The organism is Rhodoferax sp. GW821-FHT07F03, from assembly GCF_059418745.1.
Map to the genome: position 1 here is coordinate 40,345 of NZ_JBWKQM010000010.1, position 15,989 is coordinate 56,333.

Genomic DNA, 15,989 nt, shown 5'->3' on the forward strand with positions numbered 1-15,989 from the left:
TCTCCTCACAGGTCCAGGAAGCGCATCGAATAGTCGGTGGCCTTCACGTCCTTGGTCAGGCCGCCGATGGAGATGCGGTCTACGCCGACTTCGGCAAGACTGCGTAGGCTCTCCAGCGTGACGCCGCCAGAGATTTCCAGAACGGCTTTCTGCGCGCCGCGTGCCGCATTGCGGCGTACAGCCTCGTGCAGTGTGGCCAGGTCCATATTGTCCAGCAGCACCATGCGGGCGCCGGCGTCCAGCGCCTCGTCCAGCTGGGCCAGGGTTTCGACCTCGATCTCGATGAAGCTGGCCTGCTGGGCCAAGGCGGCAGCCCGCTGCAATACCTGGGTCACGCCGCCAGCGGCTGCGATGTGGTTCTCTTTGATCAACACAGCGTCATACAGGCCGATGCGGTGGTTGGTGCCGCCGCCGGTGCGTACTGCGTATTTCTGTGCCAGGCGCAGGCCGGGCAGGGTTTTGCGGGTGTCGACGATCTGCGTGCCGGTACCGGCCACGGCCTGTACGTGCAGGGCTGTGCGGCTGGCCACGGCGCTGAGCAGCTGCAGAAAGTTCAGGGCGGTGCGTTCGGCCGTCAGCAGGGCCTGGGCCGGGCCGTGCAGTTCCAGCACCACCTGGTCGGCGGCGCAGCGTTCACCTTCGGCGACCAGCCAGCGCCAGGTGGCGGTGGGGGCGATCTGGCGTAGCGTGGCTTCCACCCAGGGGGCGCCGCAGACGGTGGCGGCTTCGCGCGCCAGCACGCGGGCATGGACCTGCCGGGCCGGGTCTACCAGGGCGGCGGTCAGGTCGCCGGAGCCCACGTCTTCGGCCAGGGCACGGGCCGCGTCGGCCTCGGCCAGGGCCTGGATCTGCGCGGGAGAAAAGTCAAAAACCGTTGTCTTCATTGTTGTGGAGCGAGGGTCGGGCAGCTAGGAAGGAACGGAAGTGTGTCACATCCGTGTCGCACTTTTGCCGCCATGGGCTTGCAAGACTGGCACTATGTGCCATATGCATACCCCAGAAACTGAACTCCAGCGCCTGCTCACCTTGCAGCGCCAGGCCCACGCGGCCGACCCGGCACCTGCTTACGCGCTGCGCCTGGACCGCTTGCAGCGGCTGGATGCGCTGCTGGAGAAGCATGGCGAGCATTTCACGGCCCTGGTCAGCCAGGACTTTGGCAACCGTTCGGCGGTGGAGACCCGGCTGACCGAGCTGCTGCCGGTGCGCGGCGCGATACGCCATGCGCGCCACCATCTGCGCGCCTGGATGCGCTCTCGGCGGGTGGCGACGGCGCTGGCCTTCTGGCCCGGGCGCAGCCGCTTGCTGGTCCAGCCGCTGGGCGTGGTGGGTATCGTCAGCCCCTGGAACTACCCGCTGCTGCTGGCCTTGTCGCCGCTGGTGGATGTGCTGGCGGCGGGGAACCGGGCGCTGCTCAAGCCGTCCGAGCTCACGCCCTTGTTTGCCGATGCGCTGCAGGCCGCCGTGGCCGAATTTTTTGCGCCCGAAGAGGTGGCGGTGCTGACCGGCGACGCGGCCCTGGGCCAGGCTTTTTGCGCCACGCCGTTTGACCACCTGGTGTTCACCGGCTCCACCGCCGTGGGGAGGCTGGTGGCGCAGGCGGCCGCCAAGAACCTCACGCCGGTGACGCTGGAGCTGGGCGGCAAGTCGCCGGCCATCGTGGATGCGTCCTGTGATCTGGGCCAGGTGGTGGACCGGCTGGCCTGGGGCAAGCTGATCAACGCCGGCCAGACCTGCATCGCGCCGGACTACGTGCTGGTGCCGCGCGCTCAGCAGGCGGCTTTGGTAGATGCGCTGCGCGCCAGCATGCAGCGCCTGTACCCGCGCTTCCAGGGCAACCCCGACTACACCAGCATCGCCAGCGACCGCCATCTGCAGCGCCTGCACGCCTTGGTGGACGACGCGCGCCAGCAGGGCGCCAGGGTGGTGGAGCTGGAGGCATCCGCCGTGCCTGGCGTGGGCCGCCAGCTGTCGCCGGTGCTGCTGCTGGACGTGCACGTTGGCATGCGCGCGCTGCAGGAGGAAATCTTCGGCCCCATCCTGCCCATCGTGCCCTACGACACGCTGGACCAGGCGATTGCCTATGTGAACGCCCGCGACAAACCGCTGGCCCTGTACTGGTTTGGCACCGACACGGCGCACCGCGACCAGGTGCTGGCGCAGACCCAGTCGGGTGGCGTGTGCATCAACGATTGCCTGCTGCACCTGGTGCAGGACGGCCTGCCGTTCGGCGGTGTGGGGCCGTCGGGCATGGGGCATTACCACGGGGAATATGGCTTTCGCCAGTTCAGCAAGGAAAAGCCGGTGTTCCTGCAGTCGCGCTGGTCGGCGGGCGGCCTGGTGTATCCGCCGTACCGGCCGTCCATCCAGCGGCTGCTGAAGTGGATGGGCCGGTTGAACTAAGCCTTGCTATTGTTTAGATAGCTGCTTGCGCAGGTAATACTTGCGCTGGAGCCTGTTTTTCTTTAAATGTCTCAGGACGCTGTATCCGGCTCCCAGCCGCCGCCCAGCGCCAGGAACAGCAACACCTGGTCGTCGGCCAGCTGGGCCTGGGACGCGGCCAGGGCGGCTTCGCTGCTGGCCAGGGCGCGCTCGGCGTCCAGGGCTTCCAGGTAGCCGGTCTTGCCGTTGCGATACAGCTGGCGGGCTTGCTGGGCCACGGCGGCGTTTTCTCGGGCGGCAGCTTGCAGCGCGGCGTGGCGGTCCAGCTCGCGGGCATAGGTGTTCAGGGCGGTCTCGGTCTCGCGCAGGGCGGTCAGCACCGTGCCGTCGAACTTGGCCAGCGCGCCACGGGTGGTCGCCTTGGCCTGGGCGATGCGGGCCTGTACCACGCCGTTGATGGGGATGCTCCAGCTGATCAGCGGGCCTATGCCCCAGCTCAGCGTGTCCTTGCGGCCAAAGCCCACGGCCTCGCCTTCGGACGCGCCCTGCAGGCCAAAGCTGATCTTGGGGTACAGGTCGGCTGTGACCACGCCGATGCGGGCCGTGGCCTCGGCCAGGTTGCGCTCGGCCTGGCGGATGTCGGGCCGGCGGCGCAGCAGGGCCGCACCGTCGCCCACTGGCAGCGTGCCGGCGACTTGCGGTGGCGTGCTGCAGCCGGCCACGTCGCGCGGGAAGTCCTGCGGCAGCGCACCGGTGAGTGTGGCCAGCCGGTAGAGCGCGCTTTGGCGCTCGGCCTGCAGCGGTGGCAGGCTGGCGTTCAGCTGCTGCAGCTGGCCCCGGGCGCGGCCTGCGTCCAGGCTGCCGGCGCGGCCGGCTTGCTGCAGCTTCTCGGAGATGTCTACCGCCTCTTTTTGCAGGGTGATGGATTTCTCGGTGGCGGCGATGCGCAGCCCGCTGGAGCAGACCTCGGCATAGGCGCGGGTGGTGCCAGCGGCCACGTTGACGCGGGCCAGGTCCAGTGCGGCCTGGGCGCCATCGCCGGCGGCGTTGGTGGCCTCGATGCCGCGGCGGATCTGGCCGAACAGATCGACCTGGTAGGACAGGCCGGCGCTGGCGCTGTAAAGATAGCTGTTGGGTGGCTCGTAGTCTTTGTGTAGCAGCGACAGGCCGGACACATGACCGAACTCGGGGCCGGCCTTGGCGTTCAAGCTGGGCTTTTGGGTGCCGGCAGCTTCGTTTTCCAGGGAGCGCACACGCTCCAGATTGGCCACGGCCTGGCGCAGGTCGGTGTTGTGCTCCAGCGCCTGCTGCACCAGCCGGTCCAGCAGCGGGTCCTGGTACAGCCGCCACCAGTGGGCGGGCAGGGGCTGGGCGGAGAACGGGGCCTGGCCGTCCACCCCGGCAAAGGGCTTGGTGGCGGCTGGCTGGCTAGCCAGCGCCTGTGGCGGCAGCTGGTAGTTGGGGCCTACGGGGGCGGTGCTGCAGGCGGCCAGGGATGCCAGTGCGGTTGCAGCCAGCAAGGCCAGCAGCGGCCGCATGGGTGTAGGGCGGAATATCGCTTGCATGGTTTCAACCTTTGGGTGCGGCCGGTGCGGCGTTGCTGGCCAGGGGCTTGGCTTTTTCGGGTGCGGCCTTTTCCTGCACCTGCACGGTGACGGTCTCGCCGGCCACCAGGCGCACGCCGGTAGGCAGTGGGTCGAGCTGGATGCGTACCGGTATGCGCTGCGGCAGGCGCACCCAGTTGAAGGTCGGGTTCACATTGGGCAGCAGGTTGCTGCTGGGGCTGCGGTCGTGGTCGGCGATGCCGGCGGTCACGCTTTCCACCACGCCGGGCAGGGCCGCGCCGCCGCCCATGGGGGTCACGCCCACGCGGTCGCCCACATGGATGCGGGCCAGCTTGGTTTCTTCGAAGTAGCCCTCGACGTAGAAGGAGCGTTCGTCCACCAGGGCCAGTACCGGGTGGCCGGCGCTGGCGTAGCTGCCGGTGTGCAGATCCAGGTTGGTGATCCAGCCGTCGCTGGGCGCGCGCACCAGGGCGCGTTCCAGGTTCAGCCGGGCGGCGTCCACCGCCAGTTCACCCTGGGCCACGGTGGCCTGGGCCTGTTCGGCGCGGGTGCGGGCCTGTTCGCGCAGCTCTTGCGACACCAGGGTGCCCAGGCCGGCATCGCGCTCGCTTTCGCGTTGCGCCTGGGCCATGGCAATGCGCTGGGCACCCAGCACGGCCTGGGCCTGGCGCAGGGCCAGCGCGTAGCGGGCGCGGTCCACCTCGAACAGTAGCTCGCCGGCATGCACCTGCTGGTTGTCGCGCACGGCGACGGTGGTGACCAGGCCGGACACATCGGCTGCCACCTGGACCACATTGGCGCGCACCCGGCCGTCGCGCGTCCAGGGCGCCAGTTCGTAGTGGTCCCACAGGCGCAGCGCGGCCCAGATGGCGGCGGCCACCATCAGCAGGGTGATGAGGATGCGGGCGCCACGCAGGGCCCAGGTGGTGGGGGTGGAGGTAGAGCTTGTCATGATGAACTTAGTGCAAAAGAGCGGAGGCGCGGCTGATCGCATACAGCAGCAGCACATACAGGGCGAGGTCGAACAGTGCGGGGTGCCAGACCCAGCGGTACAGGCCGGCGCTGGCCAACAGCCTGCGCACGCCCCAGAGCGCGAACAGGGCGCCCAGGGCCAGCAGCATCAGCCAGGGCAGGTACAGGCCGTAAACACTGGTTTGGCCGATCATGTGGGGGCTCCTTCGGGGCTGAGTGCCGCTGGGGCATGGGGAAACAGGTTGCGGCGCAGGCCGACCAGCGCAGTCACGGCGTTGCGGCCGTCGGCCTGCGGGCTGGCCAGGGCGGCAGCCAGGCTATGGTCTATATGCGCCAGCAAGCTGGCAGGCCAGGGGCTGCTGCGGCCGGCGCCGCGCTGGCGGAAGAAGCGGGCCATGCTGGCCAGTACCGTGCCGACGGACTGCGCCGGCAACTGGTCGCGGCTGCCCTGCAGGCCAGCGATGTCCATGCCGACACGCAGATCGCGCAGGGCGTCATTCGTCACCAGATTCGGGTCGTCTGGACTGGCCAGGGCCACGCGCGGCGCCAGCAGGCCGATGCGGTCCAGCATGCGCACGGTGTAGTCGGTATTGCCTGGCGCGCTGCGGGCGGCGGCCATGTCGCCCAGTTCTCGCCAGATGGCGCGCTGGATGCGCCGGGCGCTCCATTCGGCGCCAACGGATCGCACCAGACGGGTCACCCGGGCGGCCACCACAATGCCGACGATCTGTCCGGCCATGGAGTTGAAGAACACCGCCAGGTCCACATTCGAGGTGTCGTGCAGCGCCAGGGTGCCGGCCACGCCGAACAGCAGGGCGAGTGCACTGCCCATGGTGGCGGGGCGGGCCATGTAGCAGCCGGCCAGTAGAAACAGCGGTGCGCAGACCATCACCAGCATGCCAAAGTCGTGCACCAGGGGCAGCAGTACCAGCACGTAGACGATGGAGATGGGCATGGACCACAGCGTGAATTTCAGAAAGCCGTGGATGGCCGGCACCGGGTCGTCCATGCTGGCGAAGAAGCTGCAGAACACCGCCGCCATCATCGCGGCGGCCGAGCCGGACGACCAACCGGTGGCGATCCAGAACGCGCTGCACAGGCAGATCGCCAGCACTGCAGCCAATGCCGATAGCAGGGCCATGCCGTAGTCGCGGTGCAGCACGCGGTTGCTACTGGCCTGGTGGTGTGGCATGGCCGCGCCCGACAGGCCGGCGTCGATGTCGCGCCGCAGCTGGGCGCAGGCGCGCCAGCCTTGCACCAGTTCTTCCAGCCCGGCGGCCAGGCCCATGCGCAATGCGCGTTCCCAGGCTGGTAGTGCGGGCTGCTCGGCGATGGCCTGGACGGCGGCTTGCAGCGCTGGCAGTTCTGCCGACTGGTCTGGCGTGGCCGCTTCCAGCCAGCGGCCTATCTGTGCCAGCAGCGCGGAGACGTCGGCGCTCAGCGTGCCGCCTTGGGCCTGCTCCAGCGCGGCCAGCCGGTCTTCGACGGAGGACAGCGTGGGCGTCAGCGCGGCGACGCGGTCCTGCATGGCGCGGATGGCGTCGGCGGTCCAGCGCAGATGGGTGGTGTCAAACGGTACGTGGGTAGACAGCAGGCGCAGCTGGGTGATGTCCATCGCCAGCCGGCGCCGGTCGGCACCCAATGCGTGCGGGTCTTGGGTTCCTTGGCGTGGGCCGGGGCGCAGCAGGTCACGCAGCCAGCGTTGGGCGTCGCCCAGGGTGCGGTCCATCAGCCTCAGCAGGGTCGGAGCCAGGCTGGTGGGCAGGACGATGCTGTGCACCAGGCTGGCGCAGAGGATGGCCAGGCCGATTTCTTCCACCCGGGCCACGGCGGTGTCGAACATCTGCAGCGGCGCCTGTACCGAGGGGAAGCCGATCAGCGCAGCGGTGTAGCCGGCCAGTAGAAAGATGTAGGCGCGCGGCGTGCGGTCCAGCAGTGAGATGAACAGGCACAGGCCGGTCCATAGTGCCAGAGCCAGGGTCAGCAGCTCGGGTGCGTTGGACAGCGTGGGCACCAGCAACACGGCGGCGCTGCTGCCCAGCAAGGTGCCCAGGAAGCGGAACAGCGCCTTGGAGCGCACTGCGCCGGCCAGCGGGTTGGCCACTACGTAGGCCGTCAGCAGCGTCCAGAACGGGCGCGGCAGGCCGGCCCGGTTGGCGATATACATGGCCAGCATGCCGGAGCCGAAAGTCTTGAGAGAAAACAGGACTTCGGCATGGCTGAAGCGTGGCAGCTTCATGGCGTGTCGGCTTTGGCGGGGACGGCCATGCCGAGCTCGGCACTGCTCTTGCGGCCCAGGCGTTGCTCCAGCGTGGCAAAGACGCGCAGGCAGGCGGCCACGTCTGCGTCGCTGACGCCTTCGTACAGCACGGCGCGCATGTCTTCCAGGGCGGCTTCGATGTGGGCGCGGGCGACGGCGCCGGCCGTCGTCATGTGCAGCGTCTTGGCGCGGCGGTCGGCTGGGTCTTCCTGGCAGCTGATGAGGCCGGACTTTTCCAGCTGAGCGATGGATCGCACCAGGGACGGGCCTTCGATGTTCAGCAGGTTGGCCAGCACGCCCTGGCGCAGGCCGTCGCCATGGCGGCCAATCATCACCAGCGGCAGGGCCAGTGCCTGCGACAAGCCGGCGTGGGCCACGGTCTTGTCCACCGCCGCCCGGTAGCCGCGCTGCAGGCCGGCCAGGGACACCGACAAAGCCATCAGGGACGCCGTGCGCTGGGCGCTGTCTGCGGGGGATGGGGTGGACATGGTGGAATATTAAATTAGTTAGCTTGCTATCTAGTTTAGCGGGTTTTGCGATTTCGTGCGTCGGGGACAATGCCGCATGCGATTTTTCAGAGACACCAATCTTTCGGCCGCCACCGCCGGCTTTGTGGCCGTGTTGGTGGGTTTCACCAGTTCCGTGGCCATCGTTTTCCAGGCCGCGCAGGCCTTGCACGCTACGTCCGAGCAAACCACCTCCTGGATGTGGGCGCTGGGCCTGGGCATGGGGCTGTGCACGCTGCTGCCATCGCTGTGGCTGCGCATGCCGGTGATGGTGGCCTGGTCCACGCCCGGTGCGGCGGTGGTGGCTACGGCGGCAGTGGCTGGGGGCTTCAGCATGGCCGAGGCGGTGGGGGCTTTCATGGTCAGCGCGGCGCTGATCACGCTGTGCGGCGTGACCGGCTGGTTCGAGAAGGTGATGGACCGCATCCCCATGGCGATTGCCGCCGCACTGCTGGCGGGCGTGCTGGCGCGCTTCGGGCTGAACGGCTTTGCCGCTGCCCATACCGCCTTGCCCCTGGTGCTGCTGATGCTGGCGGTGTACCTGCTGGCGCGGCGCTGGCTGCCGCGCTATGCGGTGGTGTTGACGCTGCTGGTTGCTATTGCTTTTGTAGCTTCTCGCGGAGAGGTGGCGGGCGCCAGCATCGTATTTTCCTTGGCACGGCCGGTGTGGGTCACGCCGCAGTTCAGCTGGGCTGCCACCATCGGCATGGCCTTGCCGCTGTTTGTGGTGACCATGGCCTCACAGAACCTGCCCGGCGTGGCGGCGATACGCGCGGCCGGCTACCCCATGCCGATCTCCAAGCTGATCAGCATCACCGGCCTGGCGACGCTGGTGCTGGCGCCGTTTGGCGGCTATGCGCTGTGCCTGAGCTCCATCACCGCCGCCATCTGCATGGGCCCCGAGGCGCATGCCGACAAGGCCAAACGCTATACCGCCGCCGTGTCGTGCGGCCTGATCTATGTGTTGATCGGCATCTTTGGCGCGGCCATCACCGGCCTGTTGACAGCCTTCCCGCGCGAGCTGATCGCCGCGATCGCCGGGCTGGCGTTGCTGGGTACCATCGGCAATGCGCTATCTGCCGCGCTGCAAGACGTGCAGCACCGCGAGGCCGCTACCATCACTTTCCTGGTCACGCTCAGCGGCGTGGTGATAGCCGGCATTGGCTCGGCGTTTTGGGGCGTGGTGGCGGGCACGCTAGCACTGTTTGTGCAGAGCCTGGGGCGCAGGGGGCGGGCCAGCACTTGAGAGGGCGTCCGGGTCAGATCACCCCTAGGCTTAGTTCGATGTCCAGGCGCGATGGCACAGCCCGGCCATGCAAAAGCCCAGGCACATAGGCGGTTGCCAGGAACATGGTTTTCATGTGCTCCACCGCCTCTTCGTCGCCGCTGCTGACCTGTAGCACGGCCACATCCACCACTCGACCCTGGGTGTCAATAAACAAGCGCAGGCGGATCGGGTAGCCGGTGAAGCCCAGGCCTTCCAACTGCCTGAGATCGGGTTCCGACTTGGGTAGTACCGGTTGGTCTAACTGGGTAGATGCGATGAATGGATCTGGCGGGGCTGCTGCTAGCGTGACGGCGGGGGAGGCAGCGGAAGGCGCTGCCGGCGCCGGTGCACGGCTGCTGGTTGCACGGGGCGACAGTAGCTGGACGTGCATTGGAGGCAATGTGGCGCCAGCTGGCGTCCTGGGCTGTGCAGGGGTGGTAGCGAGCCAGGCCTCGTACAGCACCAGGTGTACGAGCACGGAACAGACAGCCGCCCGAGCGAGGCCTGGTGTGCCAAGGAATCTCATCGCGGCGGGTTATTGCGCTGTTACGTCGCGCCAGTTCAGGCGCTTGACACCGCTGGCGGTGGATAGGGCTGCCGGCGTGGTTACCGCGGTGCCCGTGCTGTCGCCGGCCACCACGCGCAGCTTGCCGTTGACGTTCTGGATCACTACATCGACGATCACACCGGCCATGGTGGCCGACTGCCCGATGGTGGCGGTGCCCGCGCTGTTCTGCAGCACGCTGGCGCCGGTTGCGATATTGAAGCCCCGCAGGTAGCCGGTGCCGGACGGGCTGCACACCGAGCCATTCGGCAGGTTTACGCCGAAAACGGCCGTGCCGCTGTTGGCCGTGGGGTCGACGTTGACGCGTTCGGCAATGCCGGTAGAGGCGTCGACAGACAGGTCGTAGTACCAGCCCAAAGCCGAGGTGGGGGCGCTTCCAATGCCGGTCAGCATGCTGGTATTGGCCTCCAGTGCGCTGCGCGTCAGCGGTGTGGCATAGGTGCTTGCGGTCTGGAACGCGCCAAAGCCCATAGTGCCGTCATAAATGGAGTAAATGCTCTGGACTGCCGTGCTGGCAACATCGCTGTCGGCCAGCAAGCGGCCCGTGCCCACGACGACATAGCGTTTGGAGGTAGTGGGGTTGATTTCAACCAGTGGCCGCGTCGTTACGGGCTGCGGTGTGCCCGATGTCTTGTACAGGGTCGCCATCTTCGTTGGGGTGGAGTAGGCGGATGTTGTAGGGGTCAGGTCCACTCGCCACAGATTGCCTTGCAGGTCGCCGGCATAGATGGCATCGGCGGTGAAATCGGTGTGGTTAGGCGAGTAGCTTGTGGCATGGGCCAAATTGAGGGGCGAGGTGGTCGAACCCTCCGAGGTGGCTACCGTTTCCAGCAGGGCTCCTGTTTTTGGGTTGACAAAAAAGAAATAACCTTTGCCGTCGCTGTTGTTGTAGCCCGAGGTGAATACCATCACCCAGCCGTATTTGTTGGTTTTCATCGCCATGGGTTCGCCGAAGCTATAGCCCATGCGGGCAATGGTGGTGGTGTCGGTCACCAGGGGGAACTCCCACAGGACCTTGGCGGCCAACGTAGTTTCGCTGGTCCAGTCGCCATAGCTGGCACTGGTGGTGACCCCCGATGTGGTGGACTCGGCCTCGCCGGGGTTGGTGACATCCAGGGCGTAAAAGCCTTTGCCGCCTTTGCTCAGGCCGCCAATCAACAGGGTATGCCAATCTGGCGTGGCGCTGACCTTGCTGCAGACGGCCGTGGTGCTGCTGGTGTCGCTGGTGCAGACCTTGGCCAGGTCCATATCAAAATCCAGTGGCGTGGCGTCCACCTGGTAATAATGCGAGCGGCTTGGGCTGCCGATGGACGCCAGGCCGGTGGTCGCGGCAGTGCTGGATGTGCCATAGACAAAGCTGGGGATGAAGGCGAACAGTTCCTGGCCGCAGGTCGTGCAGGTGGAGGCAGCCGCTCTGGCGCCTGTGCTGGTGGTGCCAGGCATGGTGCCGTCAAAGGCGTGCAGCATGCCGTCATTGCTGCCGGCGTAGACCACAGTTTTGCGTTTGCTGTAGGCGATCTTGAAGGCGTTATAGCCCAGGTTGTACATCTCGTAATAGGGCATGCTGGGCGCTCCCACTGCCGTGACTTTGGAATTGACGATGTCGCCCAGCAAATAGTCGCGCTGGCGGTAGATCCGGTTCGTCGCGGTGACGGTAGCGCTCAATTCGTTGCTGCGGTCGCCGCGCAGATAGGCCAGGTAATCTGCCGCAGGTGTGCTGGAGGTTGACGTGGTGCCGATGATGCTGGTGAACGAGGGGTAGTACAGGCGGCCGGTGCTACCGCAGGCGGTCAAAGCTGTGGAGGTAAAGGCGATGCCGGTTTTGGCGGTGTCGCAAAAGGTGATGATCTTGCGCGTGCTTGCGGGTGTGGCCAGTGCTTCCAGTTTGTCGCGCGCATTCCAGATAGCTGTGGGGGTGGGATTGCCGCTGCTGTCGTAGCTGATGGTGGATCCAATAAGCTTGGAAGTCCAGTTTGTAGGGTCGTAGCTCGCCGAATAGCTGGCGTTACCGGAAACCACATTGGGCGACGGCATGGCAAAGGTGGAGCTGTTGGCCTCGCTCAGCTCGGTGGAAATCTTGTTGAAGGCGGCGGTCAGGCCGGACTTCATGGTGGCTGGCGAGCTACCGAAGAAGTAGTTGTCGGGGCGCTTATCCGATGTCCCGTCCGTACTGAAGGTGGTGGTACTGGTGGTGGTGAAGCTGGATGAGGTGTCTGAATTGGTATACCAAGAACTGTCCGCCAGGGTGGTGGTGCTGTTGCTGCCGGAATATGGTGAAAAGCTGCTCGGCACCGTAAAGCCACCATATTTGGCGGCCAGCCAATACTGGTTCTTGTGCAGGTAGGTTTGGTTCTCCATCACGTCCATCCAGTAGGTGTTGATGGTTTGCTTGCCCGTCAAATCGGGACGCATGTCCATGGTGTGCGCGTCGTAGGCCAGTCCTGCTATGTAGTAAGTGTTGCATTGCCTGGCGGCAACGGAGTTGCCGCTGGTGTTGTCGCAAGTGGTGCCGCCTGTTGCGGCGAATGTGCTGGCTAGGCTGTTTTTCCCTTCCAGAGTGCCGACCATATTGGTGGCGACTCCGACATCCACGGAGGTGTCGTCGCTTGGGTAGGAATTGGCGGTATCAATCGGTGTGCTGAGCGAGCGCACTGTGCTGCCGTACAAATTACCATCGCGATGGGTGTTGACGTCCCCAATGCCCAGTATGAAATTCTTCTGGCATGCATACACGATCGGATCCGCGCCCATGGTGCTGCTGTCCGTTGTGCGCCATTTGGTAATCACTGGGAAACCATCGGCATAGGCGGCCGTCGTGCCAGTGGTGTAGGTGGTGAAGTTGGCCAAACCTTTGTAATAGCGCAAGACCGTGTTGTACAGCTCGCTTACCGGGTCCTTGGATTTGTAACCTTGTGAGTAATAGCCAAATTTGTTCAGGTAGTTCATCGCACCACTTTGCACCACGGCTGTTGAGGCCAGGCTAAAAGTGCTGACGGTGTCTGATGCATCCAGTGGTGCGGGGTTGGTGGCCATGATGCCGGTGGTCGCACTCCACTCTGGGGCGCCGTCGTTGGTGATGTCAGCCGAGCCTGGAACGGGTTTCTTTGGACCGATGTAGTTCATGCGGGCCCGCATTACTCCGCCGTCACGCTGCTGGGCTGATGTGCCGGTCAAGGTTCCGTCATGATTGAGGTAGCCAAAAGCCGAATAGCGCAGCTGCATGGCATAGGTTTGCATCAAGCCCTCAGGCTTGTAGGCGTTGCCGTATAGCACGCAGTTGTCTTCTTTCAGTGCAGCGGAGACACAGGCCGCCACATTGATGTAGACCTCGTAAACGGTGTTGGAGTTTCCGTCGGAGCCGCTTTGGGCCTGGTAGGGCGTGGCTGTCGTTGCTGAGTCAATACTGCCGTTTTTGGTAATCCACATGCGGGAGCCCAATGCCCAGATGCGCGTGGTCGCGGCGCTCCAGTTGAAGGGTGTGGCACCCGATACCAGGCTTGTGGATTTGTTGGGCACATTGGACGACGTGGCACGCCCGGAAGCTGACCAGGTCTTGGTCAGGACGGTGTCGATCGTAGTGTCGCTGGTGCTGGTTGCTGTATTGGTGTCGGTGCTCCGGTAGCCCCCGGTCATGATCCAGCGAAACTCGTCCATGGTCTGCATGGAAGCCCAGTTGAGATAGTTGCCACTCCATAGGGGGGTGCTGGATGTGGTGCACACATGGCTGCTGGCGGCCATGTTGGGCTTGAAATAGCTGTTGGCTGGCGTCGTCGAGTTGTAGACGTACTGGTAGCACATCTCCGGGTTGAAATACCCGATGAACGTGGAGCTGGTGGCATACGCGGTGGTGCTCAGATAGGCTGAGGTGGTCGCCGTCGGCCACTCCACCGACAGGGCCAAGGCCAGATTGCCGGGCACCTTGACGGTGGAAAACAGCGGGTAATCCGCCAGGTCGATAGCGGCTTGCGCGGGCAGTGTCATGCAACAACCGAGTAAAGCGCCGCATACGGTGCTGACTAGACGGGTGAGCATTAGATGGAGCGGAGATTGCATCATTCGGGGCTCGGTAATGTGACGGTGATGCTTGAAGACAAGCGGAACCGGGTCGGAACCGGATCAATAGGCAACCACCATCTGGTGGAAAACCTGGGTGTTTCGCGGGCCTGTCACGCGCACGCTGATGCGGTAGCTCGCGCGGCTTTCGCCTTTAGGTCGTTTGATATGCATGGAGCCGGTCTGGGCTGCGGCTACAGGATCGGTGAAGCCGACGCAAGTGGCGGAATCGTAGGCGCCTGATGCCGAGCATTGGCGGTCAATGACGGTGACGATGGTGACCTGGGCGGCGTCGTCCCGAATGTCGTTGGTGCTGCTGTCAATGGCATTCACCAGAGCCAGGGGAATGCCTTGGGCATTGTTCTCCAGCGTAGAGGCCGAGTAGTGGACCCTATAAGTGGTGTCATTGGCTAAGTCTGTGGTGTTCAGGGTGCCGCTGTTAAGGGCCTTCACCGCCGCTGCCATGCCGCGCTCACCCTGGTTGAGCAGGTCGCGCCGGAAGGCCAGGTTGCCAGACTGCAGCAGCGAATTGGTCGAGGAGCGGGTCAGGGCAATTGCCGCCACCAGCATCAGCGTCAGGCAGATCAGCGTCATGACCATCACGATGCCGGACTGTGATCGGCGTTTGGCGGGCCGCTGCGGAAGGCGTTTGCACGCAGACGTTCTCATGGCAGCATCAACGGGTTGCGTATCGGAATGGTGGCCTCGACGGTGCGATAACGGTACAGACGCTCGGCGTCGGTGAGGTTGCGCGTGAAGGTTACCGCCGTGGTCGGTGGGCTGGTGGCCGCGTCCAGATCCGTAAACAGCCTGATACTGCTCTGGGTGCTGGTGCCCATCACGGTTTGGCTAGCGGCGTTTTGGCTGGTGGCCACGGCCTTTTCGGGTAGGCTGGTGCGCAGGATCAGGCCGACCCGGATGGCCAGAATTTTCTGCAGGAAGTCGTTGGAGGTGGTCAGACTGGCGCAGGCTGTGGTTCTGGCTGCGGCATTGGCGGGGCGGTTGTGTACCTCTTGCACTGTACCGGCCATCAGGGCAGATAGGCTGTAGGTGGTGTCGGTCGGCTTGAACCATTCGGTGCTGCTGATCCTGCCGTCACAGTCTGCGTCTATGCCATACAGGGCATGCATTTCAAACACCCCGTCGGCCCGGGCTACGGCGGCGCGGGTGCTGTCGTTGTTGGTATTGAGCAGGTCGTAGCTGTACAGTGTGTTGTTGTTGCCGACGCCAATGACTTGAAACTGGGGAGGGCTGTTTGTCGCCGTGGTGCTGGCGCTGAAACTGTGGATGTTCCCCAGCACCATGGCGGCACTGTGGTCGGACAGTGTGGCGAGCATGGTGCCGGCGGCGTGGTAGTCGCCACCCAAAGTCAGTGCCGCAGCTGTTTTGCCGGTGACTTGGTCAATCAGGCAGTTTGAGACTCCAACGGTGCTGGCATCGGGTTCTATCTGCGTGATGAGCACGAGGTCATTGGATTTGAATGGGACAGTATTGGTTAAATTTAGCTGCGCGTCGGTGGCAAAATTTGAAAAATCAACAGGTGTCTCCCCCACGCCTGCTGCTCCGCCCATCACTACCAGTACATCGGATGTCTGGTTGCTCACCGTGGGTTTGGTCTGGCCTGGCAATATCAGCACCGGTGCTAGGCGAAAGACACCCCGGGTGCTGCTGCCGGTGCCTTCATTGACGCTGGCAAAAGGTGCGGGCAGCGCCGCGTTGTTGGGGGTGGGCAGGATTTGCGAGGCCTGGTACGCATACAGCTGGCAGCCAAACGAATACGCTGCCGATTGCGTGAAGCCGCTGCCGGCACTGCGCACCGATTGCTCAATCAGCTGCATGGCATAGTTGCCGGCTTGGTTGGTGTCGTTGACCGAGGTCAGCGTGCGCTTGCGGCCTTCGGCGGCGGTCATGACCATGAACATGGCCAGCGACAAAATCATACCGATCAGCAAGGCCACCATCAACTCAAGCAGGGTCACCCCCCGTTGTTTGGCACGGGCGCTACGCATTATGGAATCACCACTTGCGTGACGTACTTGCTGTTGGCATCGCCACTTTTTTTTGATGGCGCTTTCCATTCGATGGTGATTGTGGTGACGCTTACGCCGGTGGAGTCTGTGCTGGTCTTTATTGCGTTTTCCACATCCGCGTTGGGTAGGCCGGAGCCTGTGGGGTCCTGGACGCGGGCTTTCCATTTCTCCAGGGTTGACGGGGAGGTGGTTTGCTCCGCCCACATACTGGCAACCAGTTCACCAGCCAGTTGCGCGGCCCGGGAGCGGTTTTCGGCGTCGACTGCATAGCCTGTAGCCTTGGCTTGCATGCCCACCATACCCAGCACCCCGATGGAGAACAGCAGTAGCGAAATCAGCACTTCGATCAGGGCAAAGCCTGCGGAAGAGGGGGGGCGGCGCATGCTGGATGG

At 64.7% G+C, this 15,989-nt stretch carries 13 protein-coding genes; 2 read left to right on the forward strand and 11 right to left on the reverse strand.

Annotated elements, in window-relative coordinates; all coding sequences use genetic code 11:
* Positions 1–5: 5 nt before the first annotated feature.
* Positions 6–884, reverse strand: a complete 879-nt coding sequence (nadC, locus tag AC07R0_RS16230) for a carboxylating nicotinate-nucleotide diphosphorylase (protein ID WP_495105626.1) — start codon at positions 882–884, stop codon at positions 6–8.
* 103 nt (positions 885–987) lie between these two features.
* Between nadC and AC07R0_RS16235 the strand changes: the two genes are divergently transcribed.
* Complete coding sequence (locus AC07R0_RS16235) at positions 988–2,400, forward strand: coniferyl aldehyde dehydrogenase (RefSeq protein WP_495105627.1); 1,413 nt, start codon at positions 988–990, stop codon at positions 2,398–2,400.
* A gap of 71 nt (positions 2,401–2,471) precedes the next feature.
* On the opposite strand, the gene AC07R0_RS16240 is transcribed toward AC07R0_RS16235, so the two are convergent.
* The 5 genes from AC07R0_RS16240 to AC07R0_RS16260 are packed head-to-tail and all read right to left on the reverse strand — an operon-like array spanning position 2,472 to position 7,664.
* A complete protein-coding gene (locus AC07R0_RS16240) occupies positions 2,472–3,917 on the reverse strand; it encodes an efflux transporter outer membrane subunit (protein ID WP_495105776.1) in 1,446 nt (481 codons plus the stop codon).
* A 31-nt stretch (positions 3,918–3,948) separates the two neighbouring features.
* Positions 3,949–4,896, reverse strand: a complete 948-nt coding sequence (locus tag AC07R0_RS16245) for an efflux RND transporter periplasmic adaptor subunit (protein WP_495105628.1) — start codon at positions 4,894–4,896, stop codon at positions 3,949–3,951.
* 7 nt (positions 4,897–4,903) lie between these two features.
* Positions 4,904–5,110, reverse strand: coding sequence for a DUF1656 domain-containing protein (locus tag AC07R0_RS16250; RefSeq protein ID WP_495076851.1), 207 nt, complete (start codon positions 5,108–5,110; stop codon positions 4,904–4,906).
* Positions 5,107–7,155: an FUSC family protein gene (locus AC07R0_RS16255; RefSeq protein WP_495105629.1), complete on the reverse strand. Its 2,049-nt coding sequence runs from the start codon at positions 7,153–7,155 to the stop codon at positions 5,107–5,109. The genes AC07R0_RS16250 and AC07R0_RS16255 overlap by 4 nt, the downstream gene beginning before the upstream one ends.
* A complete protein-coding gene (locus AC07R0_RS16260; protein ID WP_495105630.1) occupies positions 7,152–7,664 on the reverse strand; it encodes a MarR family winged helix-turn-helix transcriptional regulator in 513 nt (170 codons plus the stop codon). Before AC07R0_RS16260 ends, AC07R0_RS16255 begins: the two co-directional genes overlap by 4 nt.
* 76 nt (positions 7,665–7,740) lie before the next feature.
* On the opposite strand from AC07R0_RS16260, the gene AC07R0_RS16265 reads away from it, so the two are divergent.
* Positions 7,741–8,928, forward strand: coding sequence for a benzoate/H(+) symporter BenE family transporter (locus AC07R0_RS16265; protein WP_495105631.1), 1,188 nt, complete (start codon positions 7,741–7,743; stop codon positions 8,926–8,928).
* 13 nt (positions 8,929–8,941) lie between these two features.
* Here AC07R0_RS16265 and AC07R0_RS16270 read toward each other — a convergent pair whose 3' ends face one another.
* The 5 genes from AC07R0_RS16270 to pilV form a co-directional block, all read right to left on the reverse strand.
* Positions 8,942–9,340: an energy transducer TonB gene (locus tag AC07R0_RS16270; protein WP_495105632.1), complete on the reverse strand. Its 399-nt coding sequence runs from the start codon at positions 9,338–9,340 to the stop codon at positions 8,942–8,944.
* 144 nt (positions 9,341–9,484) lie between these two features.
* Entirely contained in the window at positions 9,485–13,495 is a 4,011-nt protein-coding gene (locus tag AC07R0_RS16275) for a pilus assembly protein (protein ID WP_495105633.1), read from the reverse strand.
* Between the two features lie 135 nt (positions 13,496–13,630).
* Complete coding sequence (locus tag AC07R0_RS16280; protein ID WP_495076845.1) at positions 13,631–14,236, reverse strand: pilus assembly PilX family protein; 606 nt, start codon at positions 14,234–14,236, stop codon at positions 13,631–13,633.
* On the reverse strand, positions 14,233–15,576 hold the full coding sequence (locus tag AC07R0_RS16285; RefSeq protein ID WP_495105634.1) for a PilW family protein: 1,344 nt from the start codon (positions 15,574–15,576) through the stop codon (positions 14,233–14,235). Before AC07R0_RS16285 ends, AC07R0_RS16280 begins: the two co-directional genes overlap by 4 nt.
* Positions 15,576–15,980: a type IV pilus modification protein PilV gene (gene pilV, locus AC07R0_RS16290; RefSeq protein ID WP_495105635.1), complete on the reverse strand. Its 405-nt coding sequence runs from the start codon at positions 15,978–15,980 to the stop codon at positions 15,576–15,578. The genes AC07R0_RS16285 and pilV overlap by 1 nt, the downstream gene beginning before the upstream one ends.
* Positions 15,981–15,989 lie beyond the last annotated feature (9 nt).

Bases quoted from the DNA above. Each gene is read 5' to 3' on its own strand.
- nadC (WP_495105626.1), bottom strand. From the start codon at position 884: ATGAAGACAACGGTTTTTGACTTTTCTCCCGCGCAGATCCAGGCCCTG.
- AC07R0_RS16235 (WP_495105627.1), top strand. From the start codon at position 988: ATGCATACCCCAGAAACTGAACTCCAGCGCCTGCTCACCTTGCAGCGC.
- AC07R0_RS16240 (WP_495105776.1), bottom strand. From the start codon at position 3,917: ATGCGGCCGCTGCTGGCCTTGCTGGCTGCAACCGCACTGGCATCCCTG.
- AC07R0_RS16245 (WP_495105628.1), bottom strand. From the start codon at position 4,896: ATGACAAGCTCTACCTCCACCCCCACCACCTGGGCCCTGCGTGGCGCC.
- AC07R0_RS16250 (WP_495076851.1), bottom strand. From the start codon at position 5,110: ATGATCGGCCAAACCAGTGTTTACGGCCTGTACCTGCCCTGGCTGATG.
- AC07R0_RS16255 (WP_495105629.1), bottom strand. From the start codon at position 7,155: ATGAAGCTGCCACGCTTCAGCCATGCCGAAGTCCTGTTTTCTCTCAAG.
- AC07R0_RS16260 (WP_495105630.1), bottom strand. From the start codon at position 7,664: ATGTCCACCCCATCCCCCGCAGACAGCGCCCAGCGCACGGCGTCCCTG.
- AC07R0_RS16265 (WP_495105631.1), top strand. From the start codon at position 7,741: ATGCGATTTTTCAGAGACACCAATCTTTCGGCCGCCACCGCCGGCTTT.
- AC07R0_RS16270 (WP_495105632.1), bottom strand. From the start codon at position 9,340: ATGCACGTCCAGCTACTGTCGCCCCGTGCAACCAGCAGCCGTGCACCG.
- AC07R0_RS16275 (WP_495105633.1), bottom strand. From the start codon at position 13,495: ATGACACTGCCCGCGCAAGCCGCTATCGACCTGGCGGATTACCCGCTG.
- AC07R0_RS16280 (WP_495076845.1), bottom strand. From the start codon at position 14,236: ATGAGAACGTCTGCGTGCAAACGCCTTCCGCAGCGGCCCGCCAAACGC.
- AC07R0_RS16285 (WP_495105634.1), bottom strand. From the start codon at position 15,576: ATGCGTAGCGCCCGTGCCAAACAACGGGGGGTGACCCTGCTTGAGTTG.
- pilV (WP_495105635.1), bottom strand. From the start codon at position 15,980: ATGCGCCGCCCCCCCTCTTCCGCAGGCTTTGCCCTGATCGAAGTGCTG.